The 24,299-nt window shown below is 69.6% G+C and carries 22 protein-coding genes; 13 read left to right on the top strand and 9 right to left on the bottom strand.

The window, feature by feature from the left end:
* Positions 1-14 precede the first annotated feature (14 nt).
* The 4 genes from COC42_RS03940 to COC42_RS03925 all read right to left on the bottom strand — a co-directional run bounded on the left by COC42_RS03940 (position 15) and on the right by COC42_RS03925 (position 3,859).
* A complete protein-coding gene (locus COC42_RS03940) occupies positions 15-614 on the bottom strand; it encodes a L,D-transpeptidase family protein (RefSeq protein ID WP_096341934.1) in 600 nt (199 codons plus the stop codon).
* Between the two features lie 119 nt (positions 615-733).
* On the bottom strand, positions 734-1,252 hold the full coding sequence (gene moaB, locus COC42_RS03935) for a molybdenum cofactor biosynthesis protein B (protein ID WP_245843829.1): 519 nt from the start codon (positions 1,250-1,252) through the stop codon (positions 734-736).
* A 130-nt stretch (positions 1,253-1,382) separates the two neighbouring features.
* A complete protein-coding gene (locus COC42_RS03930; RefSeq protein ID WP_096341932.1) occupies positions 1,383-3,155 on the bottom strand; it encodes a lytic transglycosylase domain-containing protein in 1,773 nt (590 codons plus the stop codon).
* The gene (locus COC42_RS03925) at positions 3,155-3,859 is read right to left on the bottom strand and encodes a uracil-DNA glycosylase family protein (protein ID WP_176484551.1); all 705 of its coding nucleotides are present in this window, start codon (positions 3,857-3,859) and stop codon (positions 3,155-3,157) included. The genes COC42_RS03930 and COC42_RS03925 overlap by 1 nt, the downstream gene beginning before the upstream one ends.
* Before the next feature lie 117 nt (positions 3,860-3,976).
* Here COC42_RS03925 and COC42_RS03920 point away from each other — a divergent pair, with 117 nt between their 5' ends.
* The 8 genes from COC42_RS03920 to COC42_RS03885 all read left to right on the top strand — a co-directional run bounded on the left by COC42_RS03920 (position 3,977) and on the right by COC42_RS03885 (position 12,669).
* Positions 3,977-5,638, top strand: a complete 1,662-nt coding sequence (locus tag COC42_RS03920; protein WP_096341930.1) for an electron transfer flavoprotein-ubiquinone oxidoreductase — start codon at positions 3,977-3,979, stop codon at positions 5,636-5,638.
* 22 nt (positions 5,639-5,660) lie between these two features.
* On the top strand, positions 5,661-7,235 hold the full coding sequence (locus COC42_RS03915) for a tetratricopeptide repeat protein (protein WP_096341929.1): 1,575 nt from the start codon (positions 5,661-5,663) through the stop codon (positions 7,233-7,235).
* A gap of 1 nt (position 7,236) precedes the next feature.
* Entirely contained in the window at positions 7,237-8,061 is an 825-nt protein-coding gene (locus COC42_RS03910; protein ID WP_096341928.1) for a 4-(cytidine 5'-diphospho)-2-C-methyl-D-erythritol kinase, read from the top strand.
* A gap of 203 nt (positions 8,062-8,264) precedes the next feature.
* Positions 8,265-8,996: an enoyl-CoA hydratase/isomerase family protein gene (locus COC42_RS03905; RefSeq protein WP_096341927.1), complete on the top strand. Its 732-nt coding sequence runs from the start codon at positions 8,265-8,267 to the stop codon at positions 8,994-8,996.
* Positions 8,993-9,706, top strand: a complete 714-nt coding sequence (locus tag COC42_RS03900) for an N-formylglutamate amidohydrolase (RefSeq protein WP_096341926.1) — start codon at positions 8,993-8,995, stop codon at positions 9,704-9,706. The genes COC42_RS03905 and COC42_RS03900 overlap by 4 nt, the downstream gene beginning before the upstream one ends.
* Positions 9,703-10,125, top strand: a complete 423-nt coding sequence (locus COC42_RS03895; RefSeq protein ID WP_245843827.1) for a hypothetical protein — start codon at positions 9,703-9,705, stop codon at positions 10,123-10,125. The genes COC42_RS03900 and COC42_RS03895 overlap by 4 nt, the downstream gene beginning before the upstream one ends.
* On the top strand, positions 10,112-11,476 hold the full coding sequence (locus tag COC42_RS03890) for an NAD(P)H-hydrate dehydratase (RefSeq protein WP_096343079.1): 1,365 nt from the start codon (positions 10,112-10,114) through the stop codon (positions 11,474-11,476). Before COC42_RS03895 ends, COC42_RS03890 begins: the two co-directional genes overlap by 14 nt.
* Positions 11,467-12,669, top strand: coding sequence for a class I SAM-dependent RNA methyltransferase (locus tag COC42_RS03885; protein ID WP_096341925.1), 1,203 nt, complete (start codon positions 11,467-11,469; stop codon positions 12,667-12,669). The genes COC42_RS03890 and COC42_RS03885 overlap by 10 nt, the downstream gene beginning before the upstream one ends.
* 46 nt (positions 12,670-12,715) lie before the next feature.
* On the opposite strand, the gene truA is transcribed toward COC42_RS03885, so the two are convergent.
* Together truA and fmt are read right to left on the bottom strand one after the other, a co-directional pair.
* Positions 12,716-13,474 carry a tRNA pseudouridine(38-40) synthase TruA gene (gene truA, locus COC42_RS03880; RefSeq protein WP_096341924.1) on the bottom strand — a complete coding sequence of 253 codons (759 nt, stop codon included), beginning with the start codon at positions 13,472-13,474 and terminating at the stop codon, positions 12,716-12,718.
* Entirely contained in the window at positions 13,471-14,382 is a 912-nt protein-coding gene (gene fmt / locus COC42_RS03875) for a methionyl-tRNA formyltransferase (protein ID WP_096341923.1), read from the bottom strand. The genes truA and fmt overlap by 4 nt, the downstream gene beginning before the upstream one ends.
* Positions 14,383-14,436: 54 nt before the next feature.
* Between fmt and recR the strand changes: the two genes are divergently transcribed.
* From recR to COC42_RS03860, 3 genes are read left to right on the top strand one after another with little or no spacing between them, the layout of a single operon-like run.
* Positions 14,437-15,033: a recombination mediator RecR gene (recR, locus tag COC42_RS03870; RefSeq protein WP_096341922.1), complete on the top strand. Its 597-nt coding sequence runs from the start codon at positions 14,437-14,439 to the stop codon at positions 15,031-15,033.
* Between the two features lie 45 nt (positions 15,034-15,078).
* Positions 15,079-15,606 carry a peptide deformylase gene (def, locus tag COC42_RS03865; protein ID WP_096341921.1) on the top strand — a complete coding sequence of 176 codons (528 nt, stop codon included), beginning with the start codon at positions 15,079-15,081 and terminating at the stop codon, positions 15,604-15,606.
* A gap of 58 nt (positions 15,607-15,664) precedes the next feature.
* Positions 15,665-17,065: a DNA recombination protein RmuC gene (locus tag COC42_RS03860; RefSeq protein ID WP_096341920.1), complete on the top strand. Its 1,401-nt coding sequence runs from the start codon at positions 15,665-15,667 to the stop codon at positions 17,063-17,065.
* Between the two features lie 227 nt (positions 17,066-17,292).
* Here the strand turns inward: COC42_RS03860 and COC42_RS03855 are convergent, their stop codons facing one another.
* Complete coding sequence (locus COC42_RS03855) at positions 17,293-17,991, bottom strand: META domain-containing protein (RefSeq protein ID WP_096341919.1); 699 nt, start codon at positions 17,989-17,991, stop codon at positions 17,293-17,295.
* A gap of 75 nt (positions 17,992-18,066) precedes the next feature.
* Entirely contained in the window at positions 18,067-18,267 is a 201-nt protein-coding gene (locus COC42_RS03850; protein WP_096341918.1) for a hypothetical protein, read from the bottom strand.
* Positions 18,268-18,422: 155 nt separating this feature from the next.
* Here COC42_RS03850 and COC42_RS03845 point away from each other — a divergent pair, with 155 nt between their 5' ends.
* Positions 18,423-20,813, top strand: coding sequence for a glycoside hydrolase family 3 N-terminal domain-containing protein (locus tag COC42_RS03845; protein WP_096341917.1), 2,391 nt, complete (start codon positions 18,423-18,425; stop codon positions 20,811-20,813).
* 9 nt (positions 20,814-20,822) lie between these two features.
* Here the strand turns inward: COC42_RS03845 and manD are convergent, their stop codons facing one another.
* A complete protein-coding gene (gene manD, locus COC42_RS03840; protein ID WP_096341916.1) occupies positions 20,823-22,034 on the bottom strand; it encodes a D-mannonate dehydratase ManD in 1,212 nt (403 codons plus the stop codon).
* 115 nt (positions 22,035-22,149) lie between these two features.
* Between manD and COC42_RS03835 the strand changes: the two genes are divergently transcribed.
* Positions 22,150-24,291: an alpha-glucuronidase family glycosyl hydrolase gene (locus COC42_RS03835; protein WP_425442799.1), complete on the top strand. Its 2,142-nt coding sequence runs from the start codon at positions 22,150-22,152 to the stop codon at positions 24,289-24,291.
* The last annotated feature ends 8 nt before the right edge of the window (positions 24,292-24,299 follow it).

The following is a 24,299-nucleotide window of genomic DNA, read 5'->3' as shown; positions in this document are numbered from 1 at the left end:
AGGTGACGGGTTGGTCAAGGCGTGACGATTTCCTCGGTCACGATGGTCTCGCCGCCTTGGTCCGTGTCCAGCCGCTCGGCCGCGGGGGCTTCGTCCTTGTACAGGTCGGGGCGCCAGCCTCGCGTCACCAGCACTGGGTCGCCCTTCTTCGCCTGCGCGAAGAGGAGCGCCGCGAATTCGTCCGGCACGCCGACGCAGCCGTGCGTCGCGGCGTTCGCCTCGACCTGACTGCCATGGATGGCGACGCCGCCCCAGGTCAGGCGCAGCATGTACGGCATCGGCGCGCCATAGAGGTTCGAGACGTGATCGCGATCCTTTTGCAGGATCGGGAAAGTGCCCGTTGGCGTCGGCTTGTGATCGGCGCCGTAGAGGATGTAGGCACGGCCGATCTCAACGCCGCTGCGATAGACGTGGATCTTCTCCGTCGACAGGTCGACGACGATACGGACGGGACCGGCGGGAACGCCGGCGTCGTCCCAGGCATATTCGCCGGGGGCGAGTGGGCTTTCGAGCGAGATGACGCTGGTCACGGCGGGTCCCCGCGCATGGGCCGCGGCCGGCACCATCGCAATCGCCAGTCCCGCCGCCAGAATCCGAAGAAGCCCGTTAATCATCTTCGCGCCCCTTTACCGATCGTTAGGCGCGATTATCGGGATTGGGACGGCGCTTGACTAGGCACGGATTCGGCGTGTCCCGGCGCGGGACGAATCGACAGTTGAGCAGGATTGAAAGGTTAACGCTCCTCGAGCCGCGACATCAGCTCGACGAAGTTGCAGGGCTTGTGGTCGATGTCGAGCTGGCTCGCGAGGATGCCGTCCCATCCGTCCTTCACCGCGCCGGTCGAGCCGGGCAGCGCGAAGATGTAGGTGCCGCGCGCGACGCCGGCGCAGGCGCGCGACTGGATCGTGGAGGTGCCGATCTTGGCATAGCTCTGCCACCGGAACAGCTCGCCAAACCCGGGGATCAGCTTGTCGCACACACGCTCGACCGCCTCGGGCGTCACGTCGCGGCCGGTGACGCCGGTGCCGCCGGTCGTCACGACGACCTCGACGGCAGGATCGTCGATCCAGGCGTGAAGGCGGGCGACGATGACGTCCGCCTCGTCCTTCACGATCGCGCGGTCGGCTAGGATGTGGCCCGCGCTCGTCAGCCGCTCGACCAGCGTGTCGCCCGAGCGGTCGTCGGCCGGACCACGGGTATCGGAGACGGTAAGGACGGCGATGCGGACGGGGCGGCGGACGATGGTCGGCACAAACAAGCTCCGTTCGCGCTGAGTAGGGGTTGAGCCTGGCGAAGACCCGTATCGAAGCAGTTTCAACGTCCTTCAATACGCCGCTACGCCTTCGCTCGGCGGCCTATCGGGAAGAACGGCGGTCTGGGAATCACCGCCGCCGGGCATTGCCCTTTCGCGAGTTGACCGCCGTCGCCCCTTTCATGCCAGGAAAGCGCGGCCACATGCCCTGCGACAGAGCATGGCGGCTGTCCGACGCCTTGCCCGCCTGCATCTCGTACATCCAGTAGTTGCGCAGCACCGTCATGACATAGCCGCGCGTCTCCCAATAGGGGATGCTCTCGATATAGAGCAGCGGGTCGCCGCCGTCCTTCGACGACAGGTTCCATGCGGCGACGGGCGAGGGGCCGGCGTTATAGGCGGCGATCACCTTGGGCAGCAGGCCGCCCGTCGCTGGCATGTCGCGTAGCTTTTCGAGATAGGACTGGCCGACCTCGATATTGGTCGAGGGACGCGACAGCGCCGAGCGGTCAATGACCGCCGCCATCCCCTTGGCCTTGGCGATGTCGCTCGCGGCCGAAGGCATGATCTGCATCAGGCCGTAAGCACCGGCGGGGCTGACCACGGTCGAGCGGAAGCGCGATTCCTGTAGTGTGTGGGCATAGACCAGCGCCTTGTCGACGCGCCAGCCGCCGTCGGGCGTCCAGTTCGGCGCGGGATAGCGCGTCGCGACCTGCGGCGTCGCGCCGGGCGGGCAGTTGTGCGACAGCCAGATCTGCGTCGCGGGCAGGTTGAGCGCCCCCGCGATGCGCGCGAGCGACGCATAGTCGGCGGCATCGCCGATCCTTGCCTGGTGCTTGAGGAGCTCGGCGGCGGCGTCGTCCTCGCCGATCTCGACTAGGGCGGCGGCGACGCGAACATTGGGGCGGCGCTCCAGCGCCTTCCAGTCGGCGCCGGCGGTGCGGTCGGGCAGGCGGTCGGTCGCCTCGGCGATGCCCAGCGTCTGGCGCGACAGCATGCCGTAAAAGGTTTCGTTATACTGGGCGGCGGCAGTCAGGCGGGCCTGGATCAGGTCGGGGCGGGCGCAGGCCATGTCGGCGCGCGCGGCCCAATAGTGGCCAGCGGCGCGCAGATCGACGTCGCGCGCACGCTGCGCCACTGCGGCAAAGGCGATCTGCGCCGCCTTGCAGTCGTTCTGCCGCCACGCGGCGAGGCCCTGCACCCAGTCGGCCTGCGGCACCCATTCGCCGGTGCCGGTCTGGGCGGCGGCGGCGACGCGCCGCGTGTTGGAATCGTCGCCCATCAGGAAATAGATCCAGGCGACGCGCTGGCGCCATTCGGTCAGCGCCTCGGGCGTCAACCGGCCTTCATATTCGCGGACCAGCGCCTCGGCCGCGGGACCGTCATCGGCCTTGATGAAGGGCTGAGCGCGGTTGGCGAGTTCGGCGGCGGCGGCGTCGCTTGCGGTGCCTTTCACGCGGATGCGGTTGGGCGCGCCGTCGACCCAGATCAGCCGCTGCGGCGCCGGCAGCGTCGGCAGCGTCTCGGCCCCGCGCAATTTGGCGAGGCGGGCGAGGTCGGGCGCCTGTGGCAGTTCGGGCGCCTCGGCCAGCAGCGCCATCAGCGGCGTCAGCTCGACCTTTGGCGATCCCTTGGCGGTATAGAGCTGAGCGCGGGCCATTGCGTGCAGCGGGCCGGGACGCATCGCGTCGAGCCGAAGCTGCGCATCGGCCCAACGGCTCTCGCGGATCGCGGCGAAAACGGCGCGATAAGCCTCGCGCTGGGCATCGTCGAGCTGGGCGGGGATGCCGCCGTTCGCCGCGGCACTGCGGATCGGCAGCTTGTCGTCGTTGCCGTTTGCCAGCGCCATGCCGGGCAACGCGATGGAAGCAAGAAGCGCAACGGCGCCCAGACGAATACGCATCAGGCTTGTCCCCCCAGGAGCGACTGCAAACAGCGCCACGCTTCTCGCTTCACCCGCGGATGCTTCATCATGAAGCGCGGGTGCGCGATGGCGAGCGCCTGCAACTCTCGGCCGGCTTGGTTAATGCCATGTAAAGCACGTGGAACGGGAGCACCGTCCGCCGCGAGCAGCGCACGGCTCGTCGTATGTCCAACGATCAGCACCGTTTTTGCCGGCGCGAGCGCCAACAGGCGGCCAGCGGCGGCGGCCAGCGGCGGCAGCGCCTCGGGCGAGATTGTGTCGGCCGGTGGCCGCGCCATCGCAAGCGCCGCGACCAGCGCGTCGCCGCGCGACCGCCCGATCGACGCGAGGATGCGGTCGAACATCGCCCCTTCCACCCCATCGATCAGCGACTCGTCGCCCGGTTGATCGAGCAGGATCAGGAGATCGGCGTCGCGCGGCCCCTCGGGCGGCAGAATCGGGTTGCCCCAATTGCGCTCGGGTGCGTCCGGCCCAAGCCGCCAGTCCCAGAAGCTGGCATAGTCGTCCGGCCCGGCTGCCCCCGGTGCGGGCGTCGCGGCAGCGGACGCTACGGCCGCGCGGTTCGGACGGGCGAGCCAGTCGCGCGGTGCGTCATCGGTAAGGACATCGACCCCGGCATCGGCCCACCATTCGAGCGCGCTCGCCGCCAGTTCGTCCCATCGGTGGTATTGGTCGGCCCCCATCGCCATCTCAAGCTATCAACTTGACGCCCGCGTCAATGATCGGGCAGCGCAACTGCGGCCAGACCGCCCCGCGCATGCGACGATGCGGAGGAACCGGCAGGCGACGGAGAGACGGGAATGAGCGAACGCGAATCGATGCCCTATGACGTGGTGATCGTCGGCGCCGGGCCGGCGGGCCTGTCGGCGGCCATTCGCCTGAAACAGCTCGCGAACGAGGCCGGGGCCGAACTCGCCGTCTGCGTGCTCGAAAAGGGCTCCGAGGTCGGCGCGCACATCCTGTCGGGCGCGGTGATCGATCCGCGCGCGCTCGACGAGCTGCTGCCTGAGTGGCGGACGATGGGCTGCCCGCTCGCCGAGACGCCGGTGACCGAGAACCATCACTGGGTGCTGTCGAAGACAGGCAAGCGTTCGCTTCCCGAAGCGGCACTGCCGCCGTTCATGCATAACGAGGGCTGTTACACCGGCTCGCTCGGCAATCTCTGCCGCTGGCTAGCCGAGCAGGCCGAGGGGCTGGGGGTGGAGATCTTCCCCGGCTTCGCCGCGGCCGAAGTGCTGTTCAACGAAAACGGTTCGGTCAAGGGCGTCGCGACCGGCGACATGGGCATCGCCCGCGACGGCACGCGCAAGCCCGACTGGCAGCCGGGCCTCGAACTCCATGCGCGCTACACCTTTTTCGCGGAGGGGGTGCGCGGGCATCTGTCGAAAGAGCTGATGCGCCTGTTCGACCTGCGCGCGAACTGCGACCCGCAGGTCTATGGCCTCGGTGTCAAGGAGCTCTGGGACATCGATCCGGCCAAGCACGTGCCGGGCCGCGTCATTCATACCCAGGGCTGGCCGCTCAGCGAGACGCCGGGATCGAACGGCGGCGGATTTATCTACCATCAGGCGAACGGGCAGGTCGCGCTCGGCTATGTGACGTGGCTCAGCTATCGCAACCCCTATCTCTCGCCTTTCTCGGAGATGCAGCGCTGGAAGACGCATCCGGAGATTGCCGAGCTGCTAAAAGGCGGCAAGCGCGTCTCCTATGGTGCGCGTGCGATCAATGATGGCGGGTTCCAGTCGGTGCCGAAGCTCGTCTTCCCTGGCGGCGCGCTGATTGGCTGTTCGGCGGGCTTCCTCAACGTGCCTCGGATCAAGGGCACGCATACCGCGATGAAGACCGGCATGATGGCCGCCGAAGCCGCGTTCGAGGCGGTGCGGGCCGACCGCTCCGGCGACGAGTTGGTGGCCTATGCCACCGCGTACGAGAAGAGCTGGGTCCGCGACGAGCTCTACCGCGTCCGCAATGTCGTGCCGCTGGTGAAGAAATACGGCGACTTCTTCGGTTCGGGTCTGTCGGGCGTCAACATGTGGCTTGAGCATTGGGGGCTGAAGCTGCCCTACACGATGCATCACAAGCCCGATCACGAGAGCCTGTGGGGCAGGAACGAGGTCCAGCCGATCGACTATCCCAAGCCCGACGGCGTTCTGACCTTCGATCGCCTCTCCTCGGTGTTCATCTCGAATACCAATCACGAGGAGGATCAGCCCGTCCACCTGACGCTCAAGGACCCGGACGTGCCGATCGCGCACAACCTGCCCTTGTACGACGAGCCGGCGCAGCGTTACTGTCCGGCCGGCGTCTATGAAGTGGTGGGCGAGGAAACGGGCGATCCCAGGTTCGTCATCAACGCCCAGAACTGCGTCCACTGCAAGACGTGCGACATCAAGGACCCCACCCAGAACATCAACTGGGTGGTGCCCGAGGGCGGCGGAGGGCCGAACTATCCGAACATGTAACGCGCTCATCTTCGCCGCCGGTGTGAGTTTCGCCGCACCGGCGTTCGCGTCGGATCCGCCACGCGGCAGCGATCTGGCCGCCTATGTCCGCGCCCGCGCGGCAGATGCGGACGGCGCGGCCGACGTCGCGGCGCGCGGCTATGCCGTCGCGCTCGCTGCCGATCCGGGCAACGAGGTGATCGCGATCCGCGCCTTTCGCGAGGGCGTGTCGGTCGGCGACATGGCGCTCGCCCGCCGCGCGCTGGCGGTGCTCGAAGCGTCGAAGGTCGCGCCTGCCGATGCGGCGCTCTTGCGCTTCGCCGATCAGGTCGCGGCGCGCGACTGGGCGGGCGCGCGCGTCACCGCGACGCGGGTGGGGCAGGGGCCGCTGTCGTTCGTCGGCCCGGTGCTGCGCGCCTGGATCGCGCTCGAGACCGGCGCCGCCGATCCGCTCGCCGAACTCGGGGCCGACGCCGACAACGCGATCGAGCGCCGCTATTCGGCGGAGGCCAAGGCGCTGATCCTCGTCGCCCTGCGGCGCGACGACGAGGCGAACCCGGCGCTTCGGGCGCTGCTGGCCGAGGGCGGCGCCCTCGACATCCGCATCGCCGCGGCGCGCCTCTATGCCGGGCGGGGCGACATGCGCACCGCTCGCGCGTTGCTGGCGGGCGAGGACCCGGCGGCGCGCGCCCAGTTGGCGGCACTCGGCCGCGGGGTGAAGCCCGGCGCGGCGTTCGGCGCATCGACCCTGTTCACGCGCCTGGCCGCCGACTTGTCGGGTGACGAGCCTTCGCCGCTGGTTATCCTCCTTACCCGCACGGCACTGCTGCTCGAACCGCTGAACGACCGCGCGCGGCTACTCCTCGCCGACGCCTTATCGCGCGACGGGTCGGCGCGGCGCGCGCTGGCGCTGATCCAGGAAGTGAAGCCCAAGAGCGCCTGGGCAAACGGGGCCGAGGCACTGCGCATTGCCGTGCTCGACCGGATGGGCGAGCGCGACGTTGCGATTTCGCTCGCCGCCAAGCGATCGGCGGCAAAGGACGCCGATGCCAACGAAGCGCGGACGCTCGGCGACTTGCTGATCGCCTCCAACCGTTTCGCCGAGGCGGCAGACGCCTATGCCGCGGCGATGACGCGGGCGGGCGGCACGGGTGACTGGGTGCTCAACCTCCAGCGCGGCGGCGCGCTCGAGCAGGCCGGGCGGTTCGACGAGGCGCTGCCCTATCTGCGCCGCGCGGTCGAATTGGCGCCCGACGAGCCGGTGGCGCTCAACTATCTGGGCTATGCCCTGGCCGAGCGCGGGCGCGACCTGCCGGAGGCGCAGGCGCTGCTCGAAAAGGCGCGGCGATTGAAGCCTGACGACGCCTCGATCACCGATTCGCTCGGCTGGGCCTATGTCCGGCGAGGGCAGGTGCCAAAGGCGTTGCCCCTCCTCGAACAGGCTGCCGCCGCCGATCCCGGCAATGTCGAGATCAACGAGCATCTGGGCGACGCCTATTGGGCCAGCGGGCGGCGCTACGAGGCGCGCTACGCCTGGCGCGCGGCGTCGGTCCATGCCGAGGGGGCGGACAGGACGCGCCTCGCCGCCAAGCTGGAGCGCGGCCTTTCCGCCGAGTGACATGATCGAAGAAGCCGCGCCCGCCAAGCTAAACCTGGCGCTGCACGTCCGCGCGCGGCGGCCCGACGGCTATCACGAGCTCGAGACCTTGTTTGCTTTCGTGGCCGATGGCGACACGATCCGGCTCGACACGGCGGGCGCGCCGGGGCTGACGATCACCGGGCCCTTCGCCGGCGGTTTGTCGGGCGAGGCCGACAATCTCGTCCTGCGCGCCGAGCGGCTGTTCGCCAAGCGCGTGAAGCCGGTGCCGCGCGCGGCGATCGAGTTGGTCAAGCGGCTGCCCGTTGCCTCGGGCATCGGCGGCGGGTCGGCTGATGCCGCCGCGACGCTTCGCGCACTGGCGCGGGCGCATGGCGTGGCGAACGATGATCCGCGTCTGGTGGCTTGTGCCGAGGCGCTCGGCTCCGACGTTCCGGCTTGCCTGCTCGGCCGCGCGGCGGTGGGGCGTGGGCGCGGGGAGCGGCTCGAACCGCTGCCGCCGCTGCCGCCGCTGCCGGTACTGCTCGTCAATCCGCGCGTGCCGGTTTCGACCGCGGCGGTGTTCGCGCGCTGGGATGGGACGGATCGCGGACCGGTCGCGAGCGGCGATCCGATCGCGGCGGCGCTCGCGGGGCGCAACGATCTCGAGCCACCGGCCCGCGTCCTCGCGCCGGCGATCGAGCGTGTGCTGGCGCTGCTCGCGGCACAGCCGGGCGTGATCCTCGCCCGGATGTCGGGATCGGGGGCGACCTGCTTCGCCCTCTTCGACGATCGTGCGCGGTGCAGCGATGCGGCTGCGGCGCTGGCGCCCGATGGCTGGTGGTGTCTCGAAACGGCACTCGCGTGACAGACGGAGTCCCTTCACGGGACGCCTCCCGCGCCGCCGCGCTGGACGAATCGGTCGGCACGGGTCTTGCTGATTGCGGGGAAGCGGGCCGTACGCCGGGAGCGGATCGCCTGCCGGTGGCCGGGTCTTCGGACCCCGCCACCTCCCCCGCCTCGTTCACGGCGGCGTGACACGCGCCGCGCGATGCGGCATCGCGGGCGGCGATGTTCTTTCTCGACACGCCCGAGCCGGGCATCGCCCGCCTGACGATCGACGCGCCCGAGCGCCGCAACGCGATCCCCGTCGCCGAATGGGACCGGCTGGCGTCGATCCTGGCGGCCATGCCCGCCGCGACGCGCGTGCTGCTGATCGGGGGCGAGCAGAACTTCTCCGCAGGCGCGGACCTGCGCGAGTTTGCGGGGTTCGTCGATGATCCTTCGGCGGCTGCTGCTTTCCGGCCGGCCATGCGGCGAGGGATCGAGGCACTGGCGACGGTCTCGGTGCCCGTCGTCGCCGTAGTCGTGGGCGGCTGCTATGGCGCTGGAGTCGCGCTGGCGCTCGCTGCCGATCTTCGCGTCGCGGGCGAGGGCGCGCGCCTGGCGGTGACGCCCGCGCGGCTCGGCATCGGCTATCCGGCCGCGGACGTGGCGCGGCTGACGGCGCAGGTCGGGCGCGGACGGGCCGCGCGACTGCTGTTCACCGGCGAGGTGCTGGATGCACCCGCCGCCGCCGCGATCGGCCTCTTCGACGCGGTCGCGACCGATCCTTGGGACGAGGCGTTCGTGCTGGCAAGAACGATCGCCGGCAACTCAATGGCTTCGACAAGAATGCTCAAGGCCGTGCTCAACGACCCGACGGCCGACCACGACGCCGCGTTCGACAGGCTGTTCGCAGGCGATGACGTGGTCGAAGGATTGGCGGCCTATCGCGAGCGCCGCTCGCCGCGCTTCGCATGAACGCGCCTCTCTTGGTCGAGGGCGCGGGCGACGTGCTGCTGCTGTGCGACCACGCCTCAAACCTCGTGCCGGCCGGCATCGAACTGGGCGTCGCCTCCGAGGTGATGGGCGAGCATGTCGCGGTGGACATCGGCGCCGAGCCGCTGACCCGCGCGCTCGCGGCGCGGCTGGGAACGCCGGCGATCCTCGCGACCGTCTCGCGCCTCGTCATCGAGCTGCATCGCGAGCCCGATCATCCGGCGCTGATCCCGGTCGAGAGCGATCAGGTCGCCGTCCCCGGCAATGTCGGTGCCGACCGCTTCGATCGCATCGCCCGTTTCCACGCACCTTATCACGCGGCCGTGGCAGCCGAGGTCAAGGCGCGCCGCCCCCGGCTGATCGTCGCGATCCACAGCTTTACCCGCCAGCTTCGCGGCGCGCCGCCGCGCACGCTCGAGGCCGGCATCCTCTACAACCGCGACGACCGAGCGGCGCGGGTGATGATCGCCGGGTTGCGTGCTGCCGGGATCGAGACGGGCGACAACGCGCCCTACTCGGGTCGTCTGCTCAACGCGACGCTCGACCGGCATGGGGAAGGGCGGGGGATCGCTTGTGTGTCTATCGAGGTGCGCAACGACCTGATCGCCGACGATGTGGGGGTTGCGCGCTGGGCCGGCTTGCTGGCACCCCTGATCGAACAGGCGCGCGGCGTGGTCGGAGGGGGCGGATGAAACGGACGATCTTCTTGGGGCTGCTGTTGCTGCCAGGCTGCAACGCGGGCGAGCCTGCGGCGGAGGGCGATACGACCACCGCCGCCGCACCCACGGGCAAGCCGGGCGGCCCCGACGGTCGCATCTTCTGCGCGCCGCCGGGGGAGGCCGAGTTCCGGCGCACGTGCAGCGTCGATCGGATCGCCGACGACCGGGGCACGCTCCTGACAGTCCGCCTTCCCGACGGCGGCTTTCACCGGCTGCGCGTCGGTGCCGATGGGCGCGAGATCGCTGCCGCCGACGGTGCCGAGCCGGCGATCGTGCGAAGCGACGGCCGCCGGATCGAGGTCGAGGTGGGGGGAGCGCGCTATCGCCTTCCCGCCGCCGCGGCGCCGACCGAGGCGCCGGGCAATGCGACCGGGGCGGATGCGGGCGACTGACGCCCCGATCCTGACCGCGGCCGAGATGCGCGCGGTCGAGGCCGCGTGCTTTGCCCGCGGGACCAGCCAGGCCGAGCTGATGGAATGCGCCGCCGCCGCGGTGGCGCGGGAGGCGGCCCGATTTGCGAGGGGGCGATCGATTCTTGTCCTCGGGGGTCCCGGCAACAATGGCGGCGATGCGTTCGCCGCAGCCCGGTTGCTTGCGGCGGCGGGCCATGACGTGACGGTCGGGGCGCTGGGCGGGCGCTGGTCGGGTGCTGCGGAAGCGATGCAGGCGGCGTGGCGCGGGCCAACGGTCGATCTTGCCGACGCGCCCGCGCAGCCGGTCGTCGTCGATGGCCTGTTCGGCATCGGCCTGTCACGTCCGATCGAGGGCGAGGTCGCCACCGCGATCGCCCGGCTGCGTGCCGCGGCGGGGTTCGTGCTGGCAATCGACATCGCCTCGGGCCTCGACGCCGATACGGGCGCGGCGGCGGGCGCGGTGCTGCGCGCTGATGCGACGCTGGCGCTGGGGGCGGTCAAGCGCGGGCATCTTCAGGGCGAGGGCGTCGCTGCGACGGGAGCGCTGCTGGTGGACCCGATCGGGCTGGCGGTCCGCTCGGAGGTGCGCATGCTGGCGCAGCCGCGTATCGCGCCGCCCGGATCCGACGATCATAAGTATACGCGCGGGCTGGTCGGCGTCGTCGGCGGGGCGATGCCGGGCGCGGCGCGGCTGGCCGCAACGGCGGCGGCACGGGGCGGGTCGGGTTATGTCGTGCTGGCAAGCGCCGATGCGCGCGTGCCGCTCGATGCGGTGGTGCATCGTGAAGAGATCGACCCCGACCGCGCCGCCGCGGTACTAGTCGGGCCGGGGCTTGGCCGCGACGACAAAGCTCGCCGGACATGCGAGCAATGGCTGACAAGCAACTGTGCACTTGTCATTGACGGTGACGCCCTCGCGCTCGTCGATGTCGACTCGTTAGCCCGGCGACCTGCCCCGACGATCCTGACCCCACATGCCGGCGAGTTCGCGCGCCTGTTCGGACCGCCTGCGGGCGATCGCATCGCAGCCGCGCTCGAAGCGGCACGCCGGAGCAAGGCAATCGTCGTGCTCAAGGGTGCGGCGACCGTCATCGCCGCGCCCGACGGCAGTGCACGAGTCGTGCAGCCGCCCGCCTGGCTCTCGACCGCCGGTACGGGCGACGTGCTCGCGGGCCTCGTCGCCGCTCGCCTTGCCGCCACCCGCGCGCCGATGCGCGCCGCTTGCGAGGCGGTATGGCTGCATGCGCGCGCGGCACGCCTTGCGGGACCGGCGCTGGTCGCCGATGATCTGCCGATGCACATTCCCCACGCGATCGCCGAATGCCTGTAGGGTCCGACGAGGAAATCGTCCGCGTGGCCGCGCGCGGCGAGGGCGTGACCGCCTCGGGCCGGCACGTGCCGCTCGCCGCGCCCGGCGACCGCGTGTTCGAGGACGGCAGCGTCGCGCCGGGCGCGCATCGCCGGGCCGCACCGTGCAAGCATTATCCCGAATGCGGCGGCTGCCAGCTCCAGCATCTCGATGAGGCGGCCTATGCCGCGTACCTCCACGATCGCGTCGAGGGCGCGCTCAAGGCGCAGGGCCTCAACGCCCCCATCCGCGCGCCGATCGTCAGCCCGCCGCGGACGCGCCGCCGCGCGACGCTCCATGCCGAGCGGCGCGGGCGCCAGGTGCATCTTGGCTTCACGCGTGCGCAGAGCCATGCGCTGATCGACCTCGACGAATGCTGGATCCTCGCGCCTGAGCTGTTCGCGCTGCTCCAACCATTGCGAGGACTGCTGGCGGCGCAGCTGCCGCAATCGGGGCGGGTCGACGTCCACCTGACGCTGGCCGATCAGGGCATCGACGTCGTGCTCAAGGGACGGTTGAGTGAGGGGCTTGCCGCGACCGAGGCGATCACGGCGTTCGCGCGGCGGCATCATCTGGCGCGGCTGTCGATCGACGATGCCTATGGCCCCGAGGCGCGCTGGGCGCCCGAGCCGGTGACGGTGACGCTGGGCGGAGCCGCGGTGCCGCTGCCCGCCGGCGCGTTCCTCCAGGCGACGCGCGAGGGAGAGGCGGCGCTGATCGCTTCGGCGCGGGAGGCGATCGGGGAAGCGCGCAACGTCGCCGACCTGTTCGCGGGCCTCGGCACCTTTGCGCTCGGCCTCGGCGACGGCATCCGAGCCTATGCCGCCGAGGGCGCGCGAGAGGCGGTGCTGTCCCTGAAGGCCGGAGCCGCACAGGCGGGGCGGGCGGTGTTCGCCGACCATCGTGATCTTTTCCGTCGGCCGCTGACGGTGGAGGAACTCGACCGGTTCGACGCGATCGTGCTCGATCCGCCGCGAGCGGGGGCGCGCGAGCAGGCGGCGAACCTGGCCGGCGCGCGGGTGCCCCGGATCGCCTATGTATCCTGCAATCCCAGCAGCTTCGCGCGCGATGCGAAGATGCTGTGCGAGGGTGGATACCGCCTCGACTGGGCGCAGCCGGTCGGCCAGTTCCTGTGGTCGACGCATGTCGAGTTGGTGGGGTCGTTCAGCCGCTGACGCTCGATCCGGCTGCGCCCGTCATTCCAGGCTTCGCGGTTGACGCTCAATCGCTGGCAGCGTCAGACGGATAGTCTGCGCGCACGAAGTAGAGCCCGTCCGGCGGCGCGTTCAGCCCCAGCGCGCCGCGGTCCTTTGCCGCCAGCGCCGCGCGCACGTCCTCCGGCGACCAGCGGCCTTGCCCCACCAGCGCAAGGCAGCCGACCATCGAGCGCACCTGATGATGGAGGAACGACCGCGCCGAGGCGAACACGCGGATCAGGTCGCCCTCGGCCACCACGTCGAGCCGGTCGAGCGTGCGCAGCGGACTGTCCGCCTGGCAATGCGCCGAACGGAAGGTGGTGAAATCGTGCCGCCCGACCAGCATCGCCGCGCCCGCCGCCATCGCATGCGGGTCGAGCGGCGGAGCGATGCGCCATGCAAACCCCTTTTCGAGGGTCAGCGGCGCGCGGCGCATGCGGATGCGGTATTCATAGTGGCGCGCGACGCACGAGAAACGCGCGTGCCAGTCGCCCGGCACCACTTCGCACGCCAGCACCGCGACGGGATTGGGACGGAGGCGCGCGTTGAGTGCCTCCATCAGGCGGAAGGGCTCGATGGGCTTCTCGATGTCGCAATGCGCGCGCATGCCGAGCGCGTGGACGCCGGTGTCGGTGCGGCCGGCGGCGTGGACGAGCACGTCCTCGCCGGTAATTGCGTGCGCGGCATCCTCGATCGCTTCCTGAACGCTCGGCCCGTGCTTCTGGTGCTGCCAGCCCATGAAGGGGCGGCCGTCCCACTCAATCGTCAGGGCAAAGCGCGTCACGACAGGATCTTGCCCTCGGGCAGGGGGAAGCCGCGGATAAGCTCGTCGGGCCGCATTGCCGCGCGGCCCGCGCGCTGGACGAGCGTGGGGACGAGCAACCCTTCGCCGCAGCCGATCGCGAAGCCGCTGCGGTCGCCGATGATCGCGCCCGCCGGGGCGCCGCCGGTCGAAACGGTCGCGGCCAGGACACGTATGCGCTCGCCCTCCACCTCGAAGAAGGCGCCGGGCGCGGGGTTGAACGCGCGGACCTGTCGCTCGGCCTGCGTCGCCGACCCTTTGAAGTCGAGGCGCGCCTCGGCCTTGTCGATCTTGGCGGCGTGGGTGACGCCCTCCTCGGCCTGCGGCACGGGCGGGTAGGCGTCTGGATCGGTGAGCACCTCGACCATCGCCGCCGCGCCCAGTTTGGCGAGTTCGGCGGTCAGGTCGCCCGCGGTCTTGTTGCCCACCGGCGTGCGGCGCTCGAGCCGCACGGGTCCGGTGTCGAGCCCGGCCTCCATCTGCATGATGCCGACGCCGGTCTCGGCATCGCCCGCCAGGATCGCGCGCTGGATCGGCGCTGCGCCCCGCCAGCGGGGCAAGAGCGAGGCGTGGACGTTGAGGCAGCCGAGCCGCGGCGCATCGAGCACCGCGCGCGGCAGGATCAGGCCATAGGCGGCGACCACAGCGACGTCGGCGTCGTGTGCGGCGAACGTCGCCTGCGCCTCCGCATCGCGCAGCGTCAGCGGCGTCAGCACCGGCACGCCCATCGCCTCGGCCCGCGCATGGACGGGCGAAGGGGTCAGTGCCTTGCCACGCCCTGCCCGGCGGGGCGGCTGCGAGTAGCAGGCGACGATCTCATGCCCCGCATCGGCCAGCGCCTCGAGCACCGGCACCGCGAACTGGGGCGTGCCCATGAAGACGATCCGCATGACCCCCCTTCACCGCTTGGCAGGGGGCGGCGCAACCCCCTATCTTGGAGCCAGATGGCTTCTCCCGAAATTGACGCGCTGACGCAGGCGCTCTCGCGGCTTCCCGGCCTCGGCCCCCGATCGGCGCGGCGCGCGGTGCTGCACCTCATCAAGCGGCGGGAGACGGCCCTGGTGCCGCTCCTCTCGGCACTGAGTGCGGTGGGAGAGCGGCTGGCGACCTGCGGCGTCTGCGGCAATGTCGATACGACCGATCCCTGCGCGATCTGTGCCGACGCGCGCCGCGATCCCCGGTCGCTGTGCGTGGTCGAGGAAGTGGCTGACCTCTGGGCGCTGGAGCGTTCGCGGCTGTTTCCGGGTCGCTTCCACGTGCTCGGCGGGCGACTGTCGGCGCTGGAGGGCGTGCGGCCCGAGGACCTCACCATCGACGCGCTCATCCGCCGGATCGAGGCGGGCGGGGTGGACGAGGTGGTCCTCGCCATGAACGCGACGCTGGAGGGGCAGACGACCGCCCACTATCTTGCCGATCGCCTCGAACGCTTTCCCGTCCGCGTGACGCAGCTGGCGCATGGCCTGCCGGTGGGCGGCGAACTCGACTATCTCGACGAGGGAACGCTGGCGCAGGCGCTTCGCGCACGGCGGCCCGTGGCCTGACGCACCTTTCTTGACCCGCGGGCGGCCAATGGCCATTTTAGGCTCATGGCCGTCCTCCCGATCATCGAAGTCCCCGACCCCCGCCTCAAGCTCGTCTCCGAACCGGTCGAGACGATCGACGACGGCGTGCGCCAACTCGTCGCCGACATGTTCGACACGATGTACGACGCGCCGGGCATCGGCCTCGCCGCGATCCAGGTGGCGGTCCCGAAGCGCGTGCTCGTCATTGACCTGCAGGAAGACGAGGACGAGGAGGGCAAGCCGATCCGCAGCCCCCACGCCTTCATCAACCCCGAGATCCTCGAGGTGTCGGAGGAGAAGCGCTGCTACCAGGAAGGCTGCCTCTCGATCCCCGAGATGTTTGCCGAGGTCGAGCGTCCCGATCGCTGCCGCGCGCGCTGGCTCGACCTCGACGGGAACACGCAGGAGGCGTGGTTCGACGGGCTGATGGCGACCTGTCTCCAGCACGAGATGGACCATCTGAACGGCGTCCTGTTCATCGACCACCTCTCCCGCCTCAAGCGGGACATGGTGCTGAAGAAACTCGCCAAGCTGAGAAAGTCGGCGGCTTGAGGCGATAGGCCCAAGCGTTTAGGTTCGCGCTCCGTTCACCTTTTTCCGGAAGCGCGTCATGGACCCGATTCTCGCCATCCTGCTGGTCGTCGCCGCGCTCGTCGTGGGTGCGGTGCTCGGCTGGTTCCTCGGCAATCGCGGGGTGGAGGGGGTGCGCGCCGAACGCGATGCGCGCGAGGAGGATTTCAAAAAGGCGATCACCGACCTCGCGCTCGCCAGCGACCGGGCGGCGCGGATGGGCGAGCTGGTCAGCGAGAACGAGACGCTGCGGATCGAACGTGACGCCGCCCGCCTCGACCTCGCGACATTGAAGGCCGATGCTCGCGCATTCGAGGCGCGGCTTGAGGAGTTCAAGGCGGCCAAGGACATGATGGCTGCGCAGTTTGCCGAGGTGTCGAACCGCCTGCTCGGCGAGGCGCAGAATGCCTTTCTCGCCCGCGCGCAGGAGCGCTTCCATCAGGCGAGCGACAGCAACGAGGTCAAGATCAAGGCGCTGCTCGCCCCCGTCGAACAGACGCTCAAGCGTTACGAGGCGCGGATCGAGAGCGTCGAGAAGGAGCGGACCGAGGCTTACGGCCAGCTCAAGGGGCTGATGGAGGGAATGCGCGCCGGGCAGGAGGGCGTGCGCGCCGAGGCGGCAAAGCTCGTCAATTCGCTCCGCGCCGCGCCCAAGGCGCGCGGCCGCTGGGGCGAGCAGCAGCTGCGCAACGTGCTCGAAACCTGCGGCCTTGCCGAGCATACCGACTTCTTGATGGAGGTGTCGGTCGATGCGGAAGGTGGCCGGCTCCGCCCCGACGCGATCGTCAAGGTGCCCGGCAACTCGATCCTCGTGATCGACGCCAAGGTGTCATTGAACGCCTATCAGGACGCCTACGGCGCAGTGGACGAGGTGGAGCGCGCGGGCTTCCTCGCGCAGCACGTCGCCTCGATGAAGGCGCACGTCAACGCGCTCGGCAACAAGGCCTATCAGGGCCAGTTCGAGAATACGCCCGAGTTCGTCATCATGTTCGTGCCGGGCGAGCATTTTCTGTCGGCCGCGCTGGAGCATGAGCCGCAGCTCTGGGACTATGCGTTCGATCGCCGCGTGCTGATCGCGACGCCCACCAACCTGATCGCGATCGCGCGCACCGTCGCTGCGGTCTGGCGACAGGAGAAGCTGGCGGGCGAGGCGCGGCAGATCGCTGAGCTCGGCCGCGAACTCCATGCGCGCGTCTGCACGATGGGGATGCACATCGCCAAGGTCGGCAAGAACCTCGAAACCGCGACGACGGCGTACAACGCCTTTGTCGGCTCGATCGAGAGCCAGGTGATGAGCCAAGCCAAGCGGTTCGAGGCGCTCAACATAGACACCGGCGCCAAGTCGATCGAGCCCCTGCCGATGGTAGAGGCAAGCCCGCGGCCCTTGAGCAAGCTCAAGGTCGAGCCAGAGACGCCGGCGCTGCCCGAGGCGGCGGAGTAGAGCGGCTCGCTGTCAGGTCTATACACGAGCGTTTCGTATCTGGCCCACGATCCCGGCGTTAGCCGGGGTACATCGCGACGGTCGTCAGCCAAGCCAAAAACAGCGACCGGCCCATGCGAGGTGCCGCTCGACCTGCCCGCAATTACGCCGGCGAAGGCCGGGTCCAGGATCAAGCAGCATCCAGTTAGCGATGTGGACCTTCTCGGTCGGCTGCCAAGTCTTTCTCGTCAGGGCCGAACCGGCACCAGCGTCACCGCCGCCGACCCGTCCGCATTCGCCAGCATCACGCCATCCTTGCCCTGCACGAGTGTCAGCGGGCCGCGCAGCGCCGCCGTCAGGCGCTGTTCCTGAGCCATCGCAGGCCCGGGGCAGGCCATGCGCGTGGTCGCCGCGGCCTCGATCGTCACGGTTTCGCCGGCCATCGAATAGCGTGCTGTCAAACGGTTGCACCCTGTAGTGCCGGTTAACCGCCCACCCTCGAAGCGGAGCGTTGCGGGGCGCGGGCCGCCGGGCGCCGCGCCGCCGATCGCGCTCACCTGCCAGTCGTGTCCCTCGAGCGCGTTGTCCGCCATCGCCTCGCCGCATCCCTTCAGTTCGCGCCCGTCGGCGATGACGAGCACCGTGTCGGAATAGCGTTTGTCGCTCATGCCGTCGCTGCAGGGCGTATGCGTGATGTCGAGGGTCAGGCGGGGAGTGACGTAGCGCTCGCCATTGAAGCTGGGCCGTGCAGGCGGCGCGGGGATGTCGATGCGGCGACCTTCGGCATCGTCATAGGTCAGCCGGCCACCGCTCAGCTTGGCCGACCAGAAGGGCTCGGTCCCGACCGCGCGGTACTGCGGGGCGACGGTGGCGGGGGCAGGCGTTTCGGGCGCGGCGACCGGGGCGCAGGCGGCCAGAGCGAGCAAGGGGGCGAGCCGGGTGAACATCGTGCCATACTGCGCGCATGGCGATGAACGGGCAATGTCACCGCAGCGCCTCGATGCTCGAGCAACCGGGCGGCGTCAGGGCTCGCGGGGCGGGCTGTGCCCCGGCGCCGGGCGACCGGCGTCGAGGTCGCGGGCGACGTTGCGCTCCTCGCGCCCCTCCAGCGGGTGGGCGTTCGAGCGCCGGCGCAGGAACAGGAGCAGCATCACCGCCGCGACCGCAAGTACGATGACCAGCGTGGTGAGGTTGAGCGAGGCGAGGAAATCGGTGCGGGCCATGGATCATCCTTCCGTTGCCCCGCCGATGCTGAAGCGTGCCAACGGGCCGACCGGTTCCGCATTGCTGCGATAAGTCATTGAAGTCGGGCATCAACTTAACGCGGTTGACCTGCCCGCTGATAGCGGTAACCGTCGCGCTGCAAAGGGAGAGGGCAATGGCAAACCGGCGCGCGGCGCTTCGATCGATCCTGGGCGCGGGTGCCGCCCTCAGCCTGCCGATGCTGGCACGGGCGGGAGTGCCGGCCGAGCAGCGCGGCCGGCCGCTCTACCGCGATCCGCGCGCCCCGGTGCCCAACCGCGTGCGCGACCTGATCGGGCGTATGACGCTCGAGGAAAAGGTCATGCAGATGATCGCGCTGTGGCAGACCAAGCGCGAGATCATGTCGGGCATGGACTTCGATCCGGCCAAGGCCTCGGCCGCCTATCCTGACGGCTTCGGCCAGCTCACGCGCCCTTCCGACAAGGTGGGGGTGGCGGGCGTTGCCGGCGCGGCGGGGGCGACGGTCAACAACGGGCGCACGCCGGCACAGACGGTCGCCTTCATCAACGCGGTGCAGGACTGGGCGGTGAAGCGCACCCGCCTCGGCATCCCCGTCCTTGTCCACGAGGAGTCGCTTCACGGCTATATGGCCAATGACGCGACGATGTTCCCGCAGGCGATCGCCATGGCGGGCAGCTTCGAGCGCGACCTGATGCGCCGCGTACAGGGGCAGATCGCGCGCGAGGCGCGGGCGCGGGGCGTGCCGTTCGTCCTGTCTCCGGTCGTCGACATCGTCCGCGATCCCCGCTGGGGCCGGATCGAGGAGACGTTCGGCGAGGATCCCTTTCTGGTCGGCGAAATGGGCGTCGCCGCGGTCGAGGGGCTGCAGGGCACGGGCAAGGGGCCGATGCTGCCGCCGGGCAAGGTGTTCGCGACGCTTAAGCACATGACGGGCCACGGCCAGCCCGAAGCGGGCAACAACGTCGCCCCCGCGCAGATCAGCGAACGCGAGCTGCGCGAGAACTTCTTCCCGCCTTTCCGCGAAGTGGTCGAGCGCACCGGCATCGCCTCGGTCATGCCGAGCTACAACGAGATTGACGGGGTGCCGAGCCACGGCAATCGCTGGCTGCTGGAGACGGTGCTGCGCGGCGAGTGGGGCTTCGACGGCGTGATCGTCAGCGATTACGGCGCGGTCGCCGAGCTGGCGAGCCTCCACCACGTCGCGACCGACAAGGAGGATGCGGCGCGGCAGGCGTTGGCGGCGGGGGTCGACTGGGAGCTGCCCGACGGTGAATGCTATCGGACGCTGGTGGCACAGGTGCGCAGCGGCAAGGTCAGCCAGGCGCTGATCGACCGGGCCGTCGAACGCATCCTCGCCTTCAAGTTCCGCGCGGGGCTGTTCGAGAACCCCTATGGCGACCTGCGCACGGCGCTGCGCGTCACGGGTAATGCCGAGGCGCGCGCGCTGGCGCTCGAGGCTGCGCGCAAGTCGCTGTGCCTCCTCAAGAACGACGGCACCCTGCCGCTCGCGACGACGGGCGGGGCGGTCGCGGTGATCGGCCCCAACGCGGCGATCGCGCGGCTGGGCGGCTATTCGAGCGTGCCACAGCAAGCGGTGTCGCTGCTCGAGGGCGTGCGCGCGCTGGTGGGGAGAGGGCGGCCGATCGTCCATGCGCAGGGCGTGCGGATCGTGCAGTCCGACGATCGCTCGGCCGACGAGGTGCTGCTCGCCGACCCTGCCGAGAACCGCGCACTGATCGCCGAGGCGGTCGAGGTGGCGCGCGGGGCCGAGGTCATCGTGCTCGCGATCGGGGACACGGAGCAGACGAGCCGCGAGGCCTATGCGCGCAATCATCTGGGCGACCGCACCGACCTTGACCTCGTCGGCGAGCAGAACGAGCTGTTCGCGGCACTCAAGGCGCTCGGCAAGCCGATCGTCGTCGCCGCGATCAACGGTCGCCCGCCAAGCTGGCCGCAGGTGGCAGAGGGCGCCAACGCGATCCTCGAATGCTGGTATGTCGGGCAGGAGGGCGGCACTGCGATCGCCGAGGGTCTGTTCGGCCGCGTCAATCCGGGCGCCAAGCTGCCGGTGACGGTGGTGCGCAACGCCGGGCAGGTGCCCTTCTACTACAACCACAAGCCGACGGCGAGGCGCGGCTACCTTTTCGACGACGCGGCACCCCTGTTCCCGTTCGGCCACGGCCTCAGCTACACGCGGTTCGAGATCGCGGCGCCCACACTGTCCGCCCCCCGGATCGCGCCCGACGGCGAAGTGCGCGTTGAGGTTGAGGTGGCGAATGTCGGTGACCGGGCGGGCGACGAGGTGGTGCAGCTTTATATCCGACGCCGCTCGGCCAGCGTCACCCAGCCGGTGCTCGAGCTCAAGGGCTTCGAGCGAGTGACGCTCGCCCCCGGCGAGCGACGGCGTGTGGCGTTCACGCTGGGACCGAAGACCTTTCGCCTCTGGAACCGCGAGTTGCAGGAAGTGGTGGAGAAGGGCGAGGTCGAAATTCTCGCGGGGCCAAGCTCGTCGGTGCTGAAGGGTACGGTGCTGACGATCAGCTGACCGCGCGCGTCACCAACTCCACAAGGTGCCGTCCTCAAGCCGATTCACGGGCAGGAACGCGCGCTTGTAGTCGTAGCCGACCGCCAGCGCCTCGTCGATATCGACGCCGAGGCCCGGCGCGTCGCCCGGATGCATCATCCCGCCCTCGAAGCTGTAGGCATGGGGGAAGACCGCATCCGTCTCGGGCGTGTGGCGCATATATTCCTGGATGCCGAAATTTGGCACCGACAGGTCGAAATGGAGCGCCGCGGCCATCGCGACCGGCGACAGGTCGGTGGCGCCGTGGCAGCCGGTGCGCACCTGATAAAGATCGGCGAGCGCGGCGATGCGGCGAAGATGGGTGATGCCGCCGGCATGGACGACAGTCGCGCGGATATAGTCGATCAGCTGTTCCTCGATCAGCGTCTTGGCGTCCCAGATCGAGTTGAAGATCTCGCCCACCGCCAGCGGTGCAGTCGTGTGCTGGCGGATCAGCCGGAACGCCGCCTGGTTCTCCGCGGGCGTCGCATCCTCGAGCCAGAAGGGGCGCCAGGGTTCGAGGTCGCGGCCGAGCCGCCCTGCCTCGATCGGGGTCAGCCGGTGGTGGATGTCGTGGAGCAGGTGGACGTCCCAGCCCAGCGCCTCGCGCGCGGCGGCGAACAGCTCTGGCACGACTCTCAGATATTTCGAGGTCGACCAGACGTTTTCCGTCGGGAGGTCGGCGTCGGCGGGCTCGTAGAAATAGCGGTCCTTGGACACGCCATAGCTCGAGGTCATGCCGGGTACGCCGCATTGCAGGCGGATCGCCTTGTACCCCTGTCGCTGATACTCGCGCGCGACCTCGACCGTTTCCTCGATCGTGGTTCCGTTGGCATGGCCATAGACCATCACGCCCTCGCGGCACGCGCCGCCGAGCAGCTGATAGACGGGCAGGCCGGCGACCTTCCCCTTGATGTCCCAAAGCGCCATGTCGACCGCGGCAATCGCGGTCATCGTCACCGGTCCGCGCCGCCAATAGGCGCCCTTGTAGAGATACTGCCAGATATCCTCGATCCGGTGCGCGTCGCGGCCGATCAGGCAGGGGACGACATGCTCGGTGAGATAGGTGGCGACCGCCAACTCGCGCCCGTTGAGCGTCGCGTCGCCGACTCCGGTGGTGCCGTCGTCGCACTCGATCTTGAGCGTGACGAAATTGCGCCCCGGACAGGTCACGATCACGCGCGCGGCCACGATCTTCGGCATCGACTCTCCTCTACGGACCGGCGGCTCGATCGGCGCGCGTGTTGATAGCGGTATCACTATTCGCTATTGCCAGCGTTAGACAAGGGGTTGCGCCCCAGGTGCGATTGGAGAGGCGATGCGAGCGATGCTGATGGCCCGGCTGGCGGCGGCGATCGCGATGCTGATCGCCTTTGCCCAGCCCGCGCTTGCCGAGGATGGGTATGACCTGTGGCTGCGCTATCGGCCGCTACCCGCCGATCGGGCGAGCGCGCTGGCCGCACGGGCGGGGGCGGTCGAAACCGACGAAGCGTCCGATCCGACGATCGCCGCTGCGGTCGCTGAACTGCAACGTGCGCTGCCGTCGATGACGGGCGGGGGTCCGGAGCAGCAGGGCGGCGTGATCCTGATCGGCACGACCCGATCGCGGCGCATCGCCGCGCTCGGTCTCGAACCGGCTGGCGAGGATGGCTTCATCATCCGCGATGTGACCGCGAACGGGCGACGTCTGCTGGTGATCGCGGGCAATCGGCCGGTCGGGGCGCTCTACGGCGCGTTCCACTTCCTGCGGCTGGTGCAGCAAGGTCCGCTCCCGGCAAAGCTCGACATCGCTGAAAAACCCAGAGTGAAGCTCCGGCTGCTCAACCATTGGGACAATCTCGATCGCACGGTCGAGCGCGGCTATTCGGGCCAGTCGATCTGGGACTGGTGGAAACTGCCGACCGCGACCGACCCGCGCTACACCGACTATGCGCGCGCCAATGCGTCGCTCGGGATCAACGGCGCGGTGCTCAACAACGTCAATGCCAAGCCCGACAGCCTGACTCCCCAGTGGATCGCCAAGGCGGCGAAGGTCGCCGACGTGCTCCGCCCCTACGGCATCCGCGTCTATCTGTCGGCGCGCTGGTCGGCGCCAGTCGAGCTCAAGCAGACCGCGACCGCCGACCCGCTCGATCCGGCGGTCGCAGCGTGGTGGCGGGCGAAAGCCGACGAGATCTACCGCGCGATCCCCGATTTCGGCGGCTTCCTCGTCAAGGCGAACTCAGAGGGGCAGCCGGGGCCGCAGGATTACAAGCGCAGCCATGCCGAGGGCGCGAACATGCTCGCCGCGGCGGTGCGCCCGCATGGCGGCATCGTGATGTGGCGCGCCTTCGTCTATTCGGAGGTCGATCCCGACGACCGCGCCAAACAGGCGTACAGCGAGTTCAAGCCGCTCGACGGCAAATTCGCCGACAATGTCATCGTCCAGGTCAAGAACGGCGCCATCGACTTCCAGCCGCGCGAGCCCTTCCACCCGCTGTTCGGCGCGATGCCGAAGACGCCGCTGATGCTGGAAGTGCAGATTACCAAGGAATATCTCGGCTTCGCGACGCACCTCGCCTATCTCGCGACGATGTGGGCGGAGGTGCTGGAGGCCGATACCTTTGCCAGGGGCAAAGGATCGACCGTCGCGAAGGTGATCGACGGGAGCCTCGAGGGGCATGCGCTGACCGGGATGGCGGGGGTCGCCAATATCGGCAGCGACCGCAACTGGTCGGGCTCGATCTTCGATCAGGCGAACTGGTACGCCTTTGGCCGGCTGGCATGGAACCCCGACCTGACGCCCGTTGAGATTGCGAGGGAATGGGCGCAGCAGACGTTCACGCCCGATCCGGGCTTCGTAGATCCGACGGTTGCCATGATGCTCGAGTCGCGGCAGGCGGTGGTCGATTACATGACGCCAATGGGCCTCGCGCACCTGATGGCGACGGGGCATCATTACGGGCCGGGGCCGTGGGTGGGCGATCTTGCGCGGCCCGAATGGAATCCGACTTATTATCATCGCGCCGACAAGGGCGGCATCGGCTTCGACCGGACGCGGAGCGGTTCCGACGCGGTCGCGCAATATGCGCGGCCGGTCGCGCGTCGCTTCGCCGATCGGCGCACGGTGGGCGACGATTTCCTGCTGTGGTTCCACCATGTCGGCTGGGACGAGCGCATGGCGTCGGGCCGGACGCTGTGGGAGGAGATGGTCGCGCGCTATGACCGCGGCGTCGCCGCCGTCGAGGGCATGAACCGGCGCTGGGCGATGCTCGGCCCGTTGATTGACAAGGAACGCGCCGATCAGATCGCGTCTTTTCTTGTCATACAAAAAGAAGAGGCCATATGGTGGCGCGACGCCAGCCTGGCTTATTTCGGGTCGGTGTCGGGACGGAAGCTGCCCGCCGGCGTTCGTCCGCCTGCCCATGATCTGCAATATTACGAGGCCATCCGGCACCCCTATGCCCCCGGCCACCATTGATGCGACCA

The sequence above is a fragment of the Sphingomonas spermidinifaciens genome (assembly GCF_002351485.1).
Lineage (GTDB): Bacteria > Pseudomonadota > Alphaproteobacteria > Sphingomonadales > Sphingomonadaceae > Sphingomonas > Sphingomonas spermidinifaciens.
This window is presented reverse-complemented; position numbering and strand designations above follow the sequence as displayed.

Bases quoted from the DNA above. Each gene is read 5' to 3' on its own strand.
- manD (WP_096341916.1), bottom strand. From the start codon at position 22,034: ATGCCGAAGATCGTGGCCGCGCGCGTGATCGTGACCTGTCCGGGGCGC.
- COC42_RS03925 (WP_176484551.1), bottom strand. From the start codon at position 3,859: ATGGGGGCCGACCAATACCACCGATGGGACGAACTGGCGGCGAGCGCG.
- COC42_RS03895 (WP_245843827.1), top strand. From the start codon at position 9,703: ATGAAACGGACGATCTTCTTGGGGCTGCTGTTGCTGCCAGGCTGCAAC.
- COC42_RS03900 (WP_096341926.1), top strand. From the start codon at position 8,993: ATGAACGCGCCTCTCTTGGTCGAGGGCGCGGGCGACGTGCTGCTGCTG.
- recR (WP_096341922.1), top strand. From the start codon at position 14,437: ATGGCTTCTCCCGAAATTGACGCGCTGACGCAGGCGCTCTCGCGGCTT.
- COC42_RS03890 (WP_096343079.1), top strand. From the start codon at position 10,112: ATGCGGGCGACTGACGCCCCGATCCTGACCGCGGCCGAGATGCGCGCG.
- COC42_RS03905 (WP_096341927.1), top strand. From the start codon at position 8,265: ATGTTCTTTCTCGACACGCCCGAGCCGGGCATCGCCCGCCTGACGATC.
- COC42_RS03860 (WP_096341920.1), top strand. From the start codon at position 15,665: ATGGACCCGATTCTCGCCATCCTGCTGGTCGTCGCCGCGCTCGTCGTG.
- def (WP_096341921.1), top strand. From the start codon at position 15,079: ATGGCCGTCCTCCCGATCATCGAAGTCCCCGACCCCCGCCTCAAGCTC.
- COC42_RS03940 (WP_096341934.1), bottom strand. From the start codon at position 614: ATGATTAACGGGCTTCTTCGGATTCTGGCGGCGGGACTGGCGATTGCG.
- COC42_RS03920 (WP_096341930.1), top strand. From the start codon at position 3,977: ATGAGCGAACGCGAATCGATGCCCTATGACGTGGTGATCGTCGGCGCC.
- COC42_RS03850 (WP_096341918.1), bottom strand. From the start codon at position 18,267: ATGGCCCGCACCGATTTCCTCGCCTCGCTCAACCTCACCACGCTGGTC.
- COC42_RS03855 (WP_096341919.1), bottom strand. From the start codon at position 17,991: ATGTTCACCCGGCTCGCCCCCTTGCTCGCTCTGGCCGCCTGCGCCCCG.
- COC42_RS03885 (WP_096341925.1), top strand. From the start codon at position 11,467: ATGCCTGTAGGGTCCGACGAGGAAATCGTCCGCGTGGCCGCGCGCGGC.
- fmt (WP_096341923.1), bottom strand. From the start codon at position 14,382: ATGCGGATCGTCTTCATGGGCACGCCCCAGTTCGCGGTGCCGGTGCTC.
- COC42_RS03930 (WP_096341932.1), bottom strand. From the start codon at position 3,155: ATGCGTATTCGTCTGGGCGCCGTTGCGCTTCTTGCTTCCATCGCGTTG.
- COC42_RS03845 (WP_096341917.1), top strand. From the start codon at position 18,423: ATGGCAAACCGGCGCGCGGCGCTTCGATCGATCCTGGGCGCGGGTGCC.
- COC42_RS03835 (WP_425442799.1), top strand. From the start codon at position 22,150: ATGCGAGCGATGCTGATGGCCCGGCTGGCGGCGGCGATCGCGATGCTG.
- COC42_RS03910 (WP_096341928.1), top strand. From the start codon at position 7,237: ATGATCGAAGAAGCCGCGCCCGCCAAGCTAAACCTGGCGCTGCACGTC.